10 protein-coding genes are annotated in these 11904 nt (G+C 63.6%); 7 read left to right on the top strand and 3 right to left on the bottom strand.

From position 1 onward, the window contains the following. Both ACVOMB_RS19560 and ACVOMB_RS19565 read left to right on the top strand, forming a co-directional pair. Nucleotides 1–180 (top strand): hypothetical protein (locus ACVOMB_RS19560; protein WP_481532713.1); only part of this gene is annotated, 180 nt, incomplete at its 5' end. A gap of 531 nt (nt 181–711) precedes the next feature. Continuing rightward, on the top strand, nt 712–1902 hold the full coding sequence (locus tag ACVOMB_RS19565; RefSeq protein ID WP_481532714.1) for a benzoate/H(+) symporter BenE family transporter: 1191 nt from the start codon (nt 712–714) through the stop codon (nt 1900–1902). Nucleotides 1903–1961: 59 nt separating this feature from the next. On the opposite strand, the gene ACVOMB_RS19570 is transcribed toward ACVOMB_RS19565, so the two are convergent. From ACVOMB_RS19570 to ACVOMB_RS19580, 3 genes are all read right to left on the bottom strand, one after another. After that, complete coding sequence (locus ACVOMB_RS19570; protein WP_481532715.1) at nt 1962–2690, bottom strand: GYF domain-containing protein; 729 nt, start codon at nt 2688–2690, stop codon at nt 1962–1964. A gap of 96 nt (nt 2691–2786) precedes the next feature. Beyond that, entirely contained in the window at nt 2787–4943 is a 2157-nt protein-coding gene (locus ACVOMB_RS19575) for a lytic murein transglycosylase (RefSeq protein WP_481532721.1), read from the bottom strand. 458 nt (nt 4944–5401) lie between these two features. After that, on the bottom strand, nt 5402–5797 hold the full coding sequence (locus tag ACVOMB_RS19580) for a YchJ family metal-binding protein (RefSeq protein WP_481532722.1): 396 nt from the start codon (nt 5795–5797) through the stop codon (nt 5402–5404). 379 nt (nt 5798–6176) lie between these two features. On the opposite strand from ACVOMB_RS19580, the gene ACVOMB_RS19585 reads away from it, so the two are divergent. The 5 genes from ACVOMB_RS19585 to ACVOMB_RS19605 all read left to right on the top strand — a co-directional run bounded on the left by ACVOMB_RS19585 (nt 6177) and on the right by ACVOMB_RS19605 (nt 11867). Beyond that, nucleotides 6177–7763, top strand: a complete 1587-nt coding sequence (locus ACVOMB_RS19585) for an EAL domain-containing protein (protein ID WP_481532716.1) — start codon at nt 6177–6179, stop codon at nt 7761–7763. Between the two features lie 214 nt (nt 7764–7977). Further along, nucleotides 7978–8757 carry a sulfite exporter TauE/SafE family protein gene (locus tag ACVOMB_RS19590; RefSeq protein WP_481532717.1) on the top strand — a complete coding sequence of 260 codons (780 nt, stop codon included), beginning with the start codon at nt 7978–7980 and terminating at the stop codon, nt 8755–8757. Nucleotides 8758–8853: 96 nt separating this feature from the next. Then, nucleotides 8854–10446 (top strand): EAL domain-containing protein, encoded by a 1593-nt coding sequence (locus ACVOMB_RS19595; protein ID WP_481532718.1) that lies wholly within the window; start codon nt 8854–8856, stop codon nt 10444–10446. A 113-nt stretch (nt 10447–10559) separates the two neighbouring features. Next, nucleotides 10560–11303: an SDR family NAD(P)-dependent oxidoreductase gene (locus ACVOMB_RS19600; RefSeq protein WP_481532719.1), complete on the top strand. Its 744-nt coding sequence runs from the start codon at nt 10560–10562 to the stop codon at nt 11301–11303. 144 nt (nt 11304–11447) lie between these two features. After that, a complete protein-coding gene (locus tag ACVOMB_RS19605; protein ID WP_481532720.1) occupies nt 11448–11867 on the top strand; it encodes a hypothetical protein in 420 nt (139 codons plus the stop codon). Nucleotides 11868–11904: the final 37 nt, after the last annotated feature.

The raw sequence follows: 11904 nt of genomic DNA on the forward strand, positions 1-11904 counted from the left end.
ATTAAACGTCTGCAAGATGGACAGTCATCCATTCCTGCAGGCGTCCTCACAAGATACCTGCGCATACTGTCAAAGAACTTCGAATCAGGCCTCAGCGCCTTCTTCGTAGGCCGCGACGTTTCCGTCGTAGCGAGCCGCCCATTATATGGTGGCTTTTCTGCTTCGTCAACACCTTTTTGAGAGGTTGTTGACTTGGCGGCTTCAGCGTTGGCCCGAAGGCTTTTCGTCGAAGCGAGCCGCCTATTATGGCAGGCTTTTTGTTTCCGTCAACACCCTGTTTCGAGGTTGGTGACGTCGTTTCTTGGTGTCGGTCACTGCTGTGATCGGCGCCGTGAAGCGAGGAAGTGGATTCTAGACATCTTTGTGAAAATCGCAATCACTTTTTGTTGCAGAGCGGCAGATTGGGGGTTGGGGCCAGAGTTGGCAAAGTGCCGAGGCTGCTTGGAGGTGCTTTCGTTCTTTGCCGGTCTGTCTGCCCTTTCCTTATATGCGGATCAGAGGCTTGGGCGTGTGCCCTGTCGACTTGCTGCGGGTGCTTGTTGGCACGTTGGCCAAGACGGTGCGGTCGCTTTTCAGTGCCAAGAGCCGCCCTCACCCCACCCCCCCCTCCCGCACGCGGGAGAGTGGCTTTGTCTTCGGCAGGTTTTGCTGAGGCCTGTTGGTCTGCTTGCTGGGCCACAATGCGGGTTGATCCGTCACACCTATATATAGATGACCAATCCGGTTTCGCGTTCGTTCTTTCGTGATCTCTCGTTGCCCGCTGTGGTTGCCGGCTTCATTACGGTGCTGGTGGGCTTTGCCAGTTCAGCGGTGATCGTGTTCCAGGCGGCGCAGGCCGTTGGTGCCGGTCAGGCCGAGATCGCGTCATGGATGTGGGCGCTGGGCATCGGCATGGGCGCGACCTGTATTGGTCTGTCGCTGCGCTACCGCGTGCCGGTGGTGACGGCCTGGTCCACGCCGGGGGCTGCGATGCTGGTGGTCGGGGCGACCACGCTGCCGCTGTCCGATGCGATCGGTGCGTTTGTGCTGGCCGCGTTGCTGGGCACGGTGGCCGGTTTCTCGGGGGTGTTCGAGAAGGCGATGCGTCGGATCCCGGTGTCGTTGGCCTCGGGCATGTTGGCCGGGGTGCTGCTGCGCTTTGGCCTGGATGTCTTTGTATCGGTGAATACCCAGCCGTTGCTGGTGCTGCTGATGTTTGCCACCTATCTGATCGGGCGGCGCTGGTTGCCACGCTATGCAGTGATCGCGACCTTGCTGGTGGGTGTGGCGATCGCCAGCGGTAAGGGGCTGATGCATATGGAACAGGTGCAGCTGCAGATGGCGTTGCCGGTGTTCACCGTGCCGACGCTGTCGTGGGCGGCGTTGTTCGGCATCGCCCTGCCCTTGTTCATTGTCACCATGGCTTCGCAGAACGTGCCAGGCGTGGCGGTGTTGAAGGCCTCGGGCTATGACGCGCCGATATCACCGGTGATCGGCTGGATAGGGGTGGTCAATACCGCTTTGGCGCCGTTCGGTGGCTATGCCTTGAACCTGGCCGCGATCACCGCGGCGATCTGCATGGGCCGGGATGTGCATGAGGACCCGGCGCGACGCTATACGGCAGCGGTGAGTGCTGGCGTGTTCTATATCGTGATCGGCTTGTTCGGGGCTACGGTGGCGGCGGTGTTCGCCGCGTTCCCCAAGGAGTTGATCGCGACGCTGGCCGGTATCGCCCTGCTCGGCACCATTGGCAACAGCCTGGCCGTGGCGTTGAAGGAAGAGGCCGAACGCGAGCCGGCACTGGTGACCTTCCTGGTAACGGCGTCGGGGCTGTCGATGGCCGGCATCGGTTCCGCGTTCTGGGGCTTGGTCGCCGGTGTGATCACACTGCTGGTGTTGCGCCGACCCACGCCGCTGCGCTGAGCTCCCCGCCGGGTTCAATGCGTGCCTGCGTTTGCCGAGCAGGTGCGCACTGAGACGGCTCAAGCAATCGTGTACGCAAGCATCGCGTTAATCACGACCATCACGAATACCCCGGTCACCACGGCTGCAATGCTGGTCCCGCCACGCATGCGCAGCGTCGCCCGCAACGCGTGAGCGCCTCCGGTATTGGCTGACGTCGCCTGCTGGATCTGCTTCTGCGTGTGTTTCAGGTAAAAGGCGTTACCCAGACCACCTGCGGCAACCGCAATACCGATAGTGACGCCCCATGCCGCCAGATCCGGGATGCGCATGATGCGCAGCGTGGTTGCCAGCAGCACGGATCCGCCGCCCCACAGCACGGCAAGCGCGTACATCTTGCGATAGAGCATCCACATCACACCGAAGCAGAATGCCGGCCAATGCCAGGTGTCCTTGGCATTGGGATGCTTTCCATCCAGATGCCATTTCCTGCGGTATTTGTCGAAGTTGTTGCCGACAAAATCGGCGTAGGGCTTCAACCTGTCGTCCATCAGCGCGAGCGGCTCGCCGACAATGGCAACCGGTGCCGCATACGGATTACTGCCATCGTGGCTGCCTTCCGCTGGCTCCGGCCAGGCCAGCTCCTGCGCGAAATCCTGCAGCGGCTGCCATTCCTGCATACCTGCGCGCCATACCAGCGCCGACTGCGCCAGCCCACCCGCGGCAAACAGCTGCTTCATCTGTGCGGTGGCGAGCGGCCCCTGCCGCTCGTGCTGCGCATCGGTGTAATACCACTGTGTATTCGGCATTGATTCTTCCTTGATGGGACAACTGCTGACGTCATGACAGCGAAAGAGGCGCGACTACAAGTCGCGCATACACGTCTTACAAGCAACATCCACGCATCAAAGCGGCTTGACCTCGAACACCTGCTTGAGCGTGTGGCGTCCACCCGGGGCCAGCTCGATCACATCCGGTCCGGCGTTGGCGGCCTCCACGCAGACGTAGTTGCGCCACGCTGCGCCGATGTCGTCCATCTTCGCCGCTCCGGCTTCGCCTGCGTTCCAGACCACGGCGGTGCGGCTGCCGCTGGTGCTGATGTCGATGGCCCGCTTGAAACCCGGGTCGCGCAGTACGTAGTGGCCACCGGCCTGGGTGTAGAGACGGTCGCTGCGGCCCGGATCACGCGGGTCACGCAGGTTCCAGTCGCCTTTCTGCACATAGGCGTTGCCGTTATCGAGCTTGTCCAGATAGGTGAGCCCGTCCAAGCCGGCTACATCCACCTTCAAGGCATCGCTGACATTGAAGTAATTGTGCAGGGCCTGGGTGAAGCTGGTCGGCTGGCTGCCGGTGTTCTCGGTGATCAGCTCCTGCTCCAGGGTACGGCCGATGCGCACCACCATCTGCAGCCGCAGGCTCAGGTTCTCCATCGGCGGCGGTGCCAAAGTCAGCACCACGCTGCCATCGGCTTCGCGGCGGGCGTCGCGCAGCTGCCAGGCGACGGTGCGTACGAAACCATGCGCAGGCACGTCATTGCCCTGCCCTTGGCGCGAGAAGTACGGCCAGCACACCGGCGCGCCACCGCGGATGGGTGTGGGCGGTTGCTTGGCGGTGGGCGAAAGCCACATCACCTCCTGGCCGCCATTGGGCACGAAGGACAGCAGCTGCCCGCCGAACACGCTGATGGCAGCGGTGGAGAACGGGGTTTCCACTTTCCATGCGGTGAAACCCTTGAAGTCGCCTGTGCTCAGGCCCTGCACATCCTTCATTGAAACGCCGCTCCGTACGATCGGTGATTGAACAAGTTGCTGGTAATTGGGTGGTAGCTGGAACGCGGTGGGCTGCGCCGGCTTGGCGCTGCGCAACGCCTGCAGGATGCGGGTGCCTGCACGGCCATCGGCATCCTTATCCTTCCAGCCGAGGCGCTGCTGTTCAACCTGGATGGCGCGGCGGGTGGCGGTGCCGACCATGCCGTCGGCACTGCCGATATCGTGGCCACGCGCGAGCAGCAGGGTCTGCAGCTCGCGGCGCTCGTCGCGACCGATACCGGGGTCATCGGTGGGCCAGGTGGCGCTCAGACCGGTGCCACCGCGCAGGCGGTCGGCCAGGGTGGCGATGGCCAGGGCATAGCTTTCGGCAGCGTTGTAGGAATAGATCGCGTCGTAGTTGCGGAACACCAGCAAGGCCGGGCCCTTGGCGCCGGCCGGCAGCAGCAGGGCAGCGTTGCTGTCGTCGCCGATGGCCGACGCCTGCAGCGGCTTGCCGTCGGCCAAGGTGATGCCCAGCGCGCGCCAGTCCGCCAGCGGCTTGCGCTTGGTGCGGCCGGCGAGTGCAGCATTGAAGTTGGCCGGGGTGCGGACTTCCACGCCCCAAGGTTGGCCGGTGCGCCAGCCGGACTGCTTCAGATAGTTGGCGGTGGAGGCCAATGCATCGGGAACGCTGGCGACCAGATCACGACGGCCGTCACCGTCGCCATCCACGGCGATGCGGGCGTAGGTGGATGGCATGAACTGGGTGTGGCCGAAGGCGCCGGCCCAGGAACCGGTCAGGCCAGTCGGGTTCAAGTCACCCTTGTCGATCAGTTTGAGCAGGGCCAGCAGTTCGCCCTTGAAGAAAGGCTGACGGCGGCCGTTGCAGGACAGGGTGGCCAGCGACTGCAGCAGCGGACGCTTGCCGAACACGCGGCCGTAGTCACTTTCCACCCCCCAGACCGCGACGATGGTGGCTGGATCAACGCCGTACTGGGCGCTGACCTGATCCAGCAGCGCGCGGTGCTGGGCAAGCAGCGCGCGGCCATCGGCGATGCGGCGGCTGTCGACCAACGAGGCCAGGTAATCCCAGATCGGGGTGGTGAACTCGGGCTGCGCGTCGAGCAGCGGCAGCACGCTCAGGTCCGGGGTGATGTTGCTGAAGACCTGATCAAGCTTTTCGCCGCTGATGCCCTGGGCAACGGCGGCGCTCTTGAGTGAGGCGCCACAGCTGCCGAAGTCGGTGATCGCGGCCTGGGCAGGGAGGGCCAGCGTCAGCGCTACCAACGTGGTGCCTGCACGCAGCAGGTTGATCGGGTTCATCCATACGCTCCTTGCACTGGAGCTTGATGATAAGCGGTGTGGGTGCGTGGTTGCGGCTGGTTTTGCTTGGTTGTGGGAGCGGCGTGAGCCGAGAAGCTGGGGGTATTTGAACGTTGCGAAGAGCCAAAAGCACCCCTCCCCAGCCCTCCCCTGCGCTTTGCGCAAGGGAGGGGGCGAAAGCGTAGTGGGGCGGCCACAGCACCGGGGGGGGGAGCGCGAGAGCACCCCCCCCCCCCCCCGCCCGCCCCGGACAAGGGGGAAGGGGGCGCGGCACCCCCCCCCCCCCCCCGGGGGTTTGGGCCTGGGGTGGGGGCCAACGCGTCGCGCCGCCCCTTGGGGGGCGGGGGCTTCCCGGCTCGCCCCCCCGCCGCGCACGGCTCGGCTCTACCAATGGGTTTCGCTGCCGCTGCCCGCCCTCGCCTGTGCGGTGTGCGAGGGCGACGGGTGCTTCAGCCGGCTGCATCCAGGTAATACCAGCGGCCGTCGACGCGTTGAAAACGACTGTGCTCGACCATCTTTACCGCGCTGCCACCGCCTACGCGGTAGCGGGCGGTGAACTCGACCTCGGCCGTGTCGTCGCCGGTGACTACATGACGCTGCACAGTCAGGCCCAGCCATTGCGTGCGCTGGCCGGGAGCGTCTTCCAGCGAGAGCGTGGCCGGGCGGGTGTCCGCGTGCCAGCTGGCCAACAGGTAGTCGACGTCCTTGAGCACGTAGGCGCTGTAGCGCGAACGCATCAGCGACTCGGCATCCGGCACGGCCTGGCCGGCGTGGTAACGACCGCAGCAGCCCGCATAGGTCTGATCGCGGCCGCAGGGACAGGGAGAAGTGGGAGATGTCTGCATCGCTGCATTTTCATCCACTGGCGTTGCGGTTCCAAGCAATGGCCCGGCGCGCTGAACGTAGGGCATCGCATCCTGCGCCGGCGTTGCCATGCTGGCGTTGATTCCACCCTACCTGCCGTGGTCACCGGCCTTCACTGTACCCATGGTAACGACCAGCGTCAGTGTCGCCGTGGTCGGCACACGGATGGCGCTGCGGGCAGCACGCCATTGATCCGCAAGCTTTTCCTTGCGCTGCTGGGGTTATTCATCGTGCGCATGGCGTGGGACAGCTTGGACGGGTGTAACCGCGACTTTTCTGGACAGTTATCTGCATATTGTTTTTTTGGCGATTCACGTCACATATTTGCGCGACTCCCGCCAATCCCCGGATGGGCCATCCATGAAACGCCGCCATCTGATCGCTGCAATTTTCCTGCTTGCAGGTTTGCTGCTGGGCTGTCTTCCGGTGTTCTATGCGCTGCATCAAGCCCGACAACAAGCCATCGACGACAAGTACAAGGAACTGGATGATGTGGCGCAGGGGCTTGATCGGCGGGTGCGCAACGCGCTCGCCATGCTGGTCAAAATGCATGCCGAAATGTCAGCCAGTGGTGAGGCCGCCTGCAACCCTGCAGGCATCCGGCATCTACAACAGGTAGCGGCGCGAACCCAGATCTCCATCGCGGCGTTGTATCTGGAAAACCACCGCGTGGTCTGTTCCTCCAGCGATCCGTTGATGCAGCGGCTGGTGCTTGGGCCGGCGTCGCCGTGGCGCGCCGATGGCATCCGTGTCTATTCCGACGCGCGACTGCCCGGCGTGCCGGATCGCAGCTATGCGGTATTGGAGAAGGAGGGCTATGCGTTGCTGGTATACCCAGAGGGTGTGATTGCGCCGTTCGTTCGCGCCGACCTGTCTTTGGGCCTGTTCACTCCTCGCAACGGCCTGTACAGCGTTCGCGATGGCGTCATGCTCGATCACTGGGCATCACCAGCCACTACCACGCGCGCACCAAGCCATTTCCTGGATACCGATGCCGGTTACCTGGTGGCGCGGCACATCATGCAGACCGGCGACACCGGGGTGATCGTCGCCACGCCAATTGCCAATATCGATGCCCGCATGGCTCGGTTCGGGCGTTGGTTCATCCCGGCCGGTATCGTGATTGGCTTGAGCGTGCTGGCGAGCGTGCTGCTGCTCAGCCGGCACCAGCTCTCACCGCGCAACCAGTTGCTGCGTGCGCTAAAAAAGGGCCACTTCTTCCTGCTGTATCAGCCACTGATCGATCTGCACGATGGCCGCTGCGTTGGCGCCGAGGCGCTGCTGCGTTGGCAGTACGAAGAAGCCACGGTACTGCCGCCTGACCGCTTCATTCCCATCGCTGAAGAATCCGGGCTCATCCAGCAGATCACACGACAGGTGTTGCACCTGGTTGAAAGGGACATGAGCAGCTTCCTGCGGCGTATGCCGGCCTTCCGCCTTGCGGTGAACCTGGCTGCCAGCGATCTGCAATCGGAGCAGACGCCGAAGCTGCTGGGCCAGATGCTGCAGAACATCGGCCCGGGTTGTGGCCAGTTTGTGGTGGAAGCCACGGAGCGTGCACTGTTGGAAGAGACCAGTGCATTGAGCGTGCTCGACGCGATCCGCGCACTGGGCATAGAACTGGCCATAGACGATTTCGGCACCGGCTATTCCAGTCTGGCTTACCTGGCCACCTATCCGTTCGACATCCTCAAGGTGGACAAAAGTTTTACCTCCACCGCCTGCACCCAGGCTGTGACCAGCCAGGTCGCCGAGCACATTCTCGACCTTGCCCATTCCCTGGGCATGCAGACCTTGGCCGAAGGTATTGAGACCACGGAGCAGGCAGACTTCTTCCGCCGCCGGGGGGTGTTGTATGGCCAAGGCTATCTGTTCGGCCGGCCGATGAGCGCCGAAGCGCTGTTCCAGTTTGTGGCTGCCAACACCTGTGCGTATCAACCTGCTTGAGCACATAAGCGCAGCGCGAACACGCCAACGACTCGGCGCCCGCTGCGGCGGGCTGGCGCGGTAGCGGCCACAACAGGCCGCAGAGGCCTGGTCGCGACCACAGGGAAAGGCGGGAGATGTCTGCATCCTTCCACCTTCATCGACGCTCGGCACCGTTCCGAGCGATGCGCTGCTGTACTGAGCGTATGCTGTCGCGCCCTGCGCTGGAGTTGCCATGCTGGAGTTGATCCCACCCGAATTGCCATGGCTGCTGGTCATCGCCTTCATCGCGGGGCTGGTGGATGCGGCGGTCGGCGGTGGTGGCTTGATCCAGCTGCCCGGTTTGTTTACTGCCCTGCCGCAGCAGACCCCAGCGGCCTTGCTGGGCACCAACAAGTTCAGCTCGGTATTCGGTACCGGTGCGTCGGCACTGCGCTATGCGCGTGCGGTGCGCTTCCCATGGCGGCCGGTGTTGCTGGCGGCCGCCGCCGCGTTTGCGTTCTCGTTCCTGGGTGCCACCGCGGTGACCCTGCTGTCCAAGGAGGCCGTGCGGCCGTTGGTGTTGACCCTGCTGATCGTGATGCTGGGCTATACGCTGGCCAAAAAAGACTTCGGCGCCCTGCACCGGCCGCGCGAGGTCGGCCGCCGTGAGTTGCTGATCGCGCTGGCGATGGGTGGGGTGATCGGCTTCTACGATGGCTTCTTCGGACCGGGCACTGGCAGCTTCCTGATCTTCCTGTTCGTGCGGTTCTTCGGGCTGGACTTCCTGCGCGCCTCGGCCGCCTCCAAAGTGGTCAATCTGGCGACCAATGTGGCGGCATTGTCGTTCTTCGTGCCCAGCGGCAACGTGCTGCTGGCATTGGCGGTGCCGATGGCTGCGGCCAATGTGCTGGGCGCGGTGACCGGCACCCGGCTTGCCCTGCGCGGCGGCACCCCATTGATTCGCAAGCTTTTTGTGGTGCTGGTGGTGGTGCTGATCGCACGCATGGCCTGGGATACCTTCCGCCCGGCGTGAAGCCCGCCTGCACATAGCTAAATCTTCATCACTGGAAATTCTTGACGTACGTCACATAGTGGCGCAGTAAGAAGCCAACCCGGGGATGGCGCCATCATGAAGAACCGCTACCGAATCGCTGCGCTGCTGCTGCTTGCCGCCGCGATACTTGCCTGTGTGCCGGTGCTGTACTCGCTGCATCAAGCTCGCAAACAGGCCATCCGCGAGAAATACGTGTTGCTCGATGACGTATCGACCAGCATCAGCCGCGAGGTAGCCAGCACCATCGAGGTGATCGAGCGCCTGCGGGCGGAAATGCGCAGCAGCGGCGATGCACCCTGCAGCCCGGCCGGGCTGCTGCGCATGCAGCGCTTCGGCATCAGCTCGCACATCGTCAAAAGCACCCTGTATCTGCAGGGCGGCAAGGTCACCTGCTCTTCCGGCGGCGTGCTGATGCAGCAGATCGTGCTACCGCCAAATCCGTTGCGTGCACCTGATGGCGTGCAGGTCTACACCCACGTGCAGGTGCCCGGCTTGCCGGGGCGTGAGTTCGTGGTGCTGGAAAAGGACGGCTATGCATTGCTGGTCTACCCCGACGGGCTGATTACCCCGTTCGCCCGCCCTGATCTTTCACTGGGCCTGTTCAACAGCATGGATGGTCGTTATGCCGCGCGTCAGGGCACCTTGCTGCAGCGCTGGACCACGACGAAGATCGACAAGGACAACGACGGTCACTTCACCGACGAGGAGGCTGGCTATCTGGTGGTGCGGCGGGTACTGCGCCCCGGCGGTACCGGCGTGATCGTGGCCACGCCATTGGCCGCGGTCGATGCGCGCATGGCGCAGTTCGCACACTGGTTCATCCCGCTCGGCATCATTGCCGGGCTGGCGGTGCTGGGCATGGCACTGGTAATGATCCGCCGCCAATGGTCGACGCGTGCCGAATTGCTGCGCGCCATCAACAAGGGGCATTTTTTCCTGATGTACCAACCGGTGTTCAGCCTGCAGGACGACACCTGCATCGGTGCCGAGGCGCTGCTGCGTTGGCAGCACGAAGACGGCACCGTGGTGCCGCCGGACCGCTTCATCCCGTTTGCCGAGGATGCCGGACTGATCCAGCTGGTTACCCGGCGCGTGCTGGAACTGGTGGTCAAGGACCTGAGCGGGTTTTTCCGCCAATACCCACGCTTCCGACTGGGCGTGAATCTGTCACCGCGTGACCTGCAGTCGATGGAGACGCCGCAGCTGCTGGCGGACATGCAACGTGCAATCGGCATTGGCAATGGCCGGTTCGTGGTGGAAGCCACCGAGCGCGGCCTGCTGGAGGAAGCCAGCGCGCAGGATGTGGTGGCGGCGATCCACGCGATGGGCATCGAAATCGCCATCGATGACTTCGGCACCGGTTATTCCAGCCTCGCCTATCTGACCACCTATCCCTTCGACATCCTCAAGGTGGACAAGAGCTTCACCTCCACCGCCTGCACCGAAGCGGTGACCAGCCAGGTCGCCATCCACATCATCGAGCTGGCGCGCAGCCTGGGCATGCAGACCCTGGTGGAAGGCATCGAGACCCAGCAACAGGCGGATTTTTTCCGCGACAAGGGCGTGATCTACGGGCAGGGCTATTTCTTCGGCCGACCGATGCGGGCAGAAGATCTGAGTGCGTTCCTGCCATTGCATACACATCCCGGGCAACACGCGGCACTGTAGTCGGCCACGAACAACAAACCTGCCACCACCCCGGATTGATCCCACGCAATGCACCTGTAAGGCAAACGCGGGAGCCTACCCACTGCGGAATGACCGCAGTTGTGGAAACCCCCATGCAACAGGATTTTACCGGCCGCATCGCGCTGGTTACCGGTGCCGCCTCCGGCATTGGCGAGGCGGTAGTGCGGCAATTGGCCGCGCGCGGCGCGCAGGTGTTGGCCGCCGATATCGATGGCGATGCCGCCACCGCCGTGGCCATGTCGCTGGGCGAACGGGTACAGGCCCTGCAGGTGGATGTCAGCGATCCGGATGCGGTGCGGCTGATGGTCAAGGCCTGCAATGAACGCTTCGGCGGCCTGCACCTTGCGGTGAACAATGCCGGCATCAGCGGCGCCAGCCTGCAGACCGCAGACTATCCGGTGGAAGAATGGCACCGCGTGCTCGGGGTCAACCTGCACGGCGTGTTCTATTCGATGAAGTACGAGATCCCCGCGATCCTGGCCAGTGGCGGTGGCGCGGTGGTCAACATGGCTTCAATCCTGGGCAGCAACGGCTGGGCCGGCGCGGCCGCCTATGTGGCGGCCAAGCACGCACTGGTCGGCATGACCAAGAGCGCGGCACTGGAATACTCCGCGCGCGGGTTGCGGATCAATGCGGTGGGCCCGGGCTTCATCGACACACCACTGTTGCAGAGCATGGACGACCGCGCCTATGCCGGGCTGGTGGCGCTGCACCCGGCCGGACGGCTGGGCACGGCCGAGGAAGTGGCGGCATTGACCTGCTTCCTGTTGTCGGACAAAGCCTCGTTCATTACCGGGAGTTACCACTTGGTCGATGGCGGCTATTCAGCACAGTGAAATGATGTAACCGACGTTTCATTACGCGGATTCAGGTTCGCGTTGCGGCATCGCCGCTTGTCTGCGCCTAACGAATTGCTTACAAATCGGCTACGCCCGTCATGGTGGCGGGCACGTAGTCCGGCAATCACCAGGAGCATTCCGATGACGTTGTTACCGCTACGCCCGCGCCGCCTCAGCTGCGCTGTCCGCTTATCGCTGTTGTGTCTGCTGCCCAGCGCGGCCTTCGCGCAACAGGCACCAGACAGCACCCCCAAGACCCTGGACAGCATTCAAGTCACGGGTACCCGCATCAAGAAAGCCGAACTGGAAACCCAGGTTCCGGTGCAGGTGCTTACCCGCGAAGCCATTGAACGTACCGGTTACAGTTCGATCGCCGACGTGGTGCAGCACCTCACCGCCAGCGGCGCATCGCTGAGCACCAAGCTCAACTCCAGCGGCAACTTCGGCTTTCCACCCGATGGCGGCGGCGTCGGCGCCCGCCCCCCCCCGGTATACCAGCGGGAAATAGGGGGCCAACGCGGCCGGGGGGGGGTGGGCGGCCAACCTTGGGTGAAAAAATAAAACCGCGCGGGGGGGGGTGGGTGGCATATTAAAAAAA

Source organism: Stenotrophomonas sp. STEN018, assembly GCF_056760235.1.

What these genes read in the sequence shown, in the direction of transcription:
- ACVOMB_RS19565 (WP_481532714.1), top strand. Translation starts at nt 712, where the DNA reads ATGACCAATCCGGTTTCGCGTTCGTTCTTTCGTGATCTCTCGTTGCCC.
- ACVOMB_RS19570 (WP_481532715.1), bottom strand. Translation starts at nt 2,690, where the DNA reads ATGCCGAATACACAGTGGTATTACACCGATGCGCAGCACGAGCGGCAG.
- ACVOMB_RS19580 (WP_481532722.1), bottom strand. Translation starts at nt 5,797, where the DNA reads ATGCAGACATCTCCCACTTCTCCCTGTCCCTGCGGCCGCGATCAGACC.
- ACVOMB_RS19585 (WP_481532716.1), top strand. Translation starts at nt 6,177, where the DNA reads ATGAAACGCCGCCATCTGATCGCTGCAATTTTCCTGCTTGCAGGTTTG.
- ACVOMB_RS19590 (WP_481532717.1), top strand. Translation starts at nt 7,978, where the DNA reads ATGCTGGAGTTGATCCCACCCGAATTGCCATGGCTGCTGGTCATCGCC.
- ACVOMB_RS19595 (WP_481532718.1), top strand. Translation starts at nt 8,854, where the DNA reads ATGAAGAACCGCTACCGAATCGCTGCGCTGCTGCTGCTTGCCGCCGCG.
- ACVOMB_RS19600 (WP_481532719.1), top strand. Translation starts at nt 10,560, where the DNA reads ATGCAACAGGATTTTACCGGCCGCATCGCGCTGGTTACCGGTGCCGCC.
- ACVOMB_RS19605 (WP_481532720.1), top strand. Translation starts at nt 11,448, where the DNA reads ATGACGTTGTTACCGCTACGCCCGCGCCGCCTCAGCTGCGCTGTCCGC.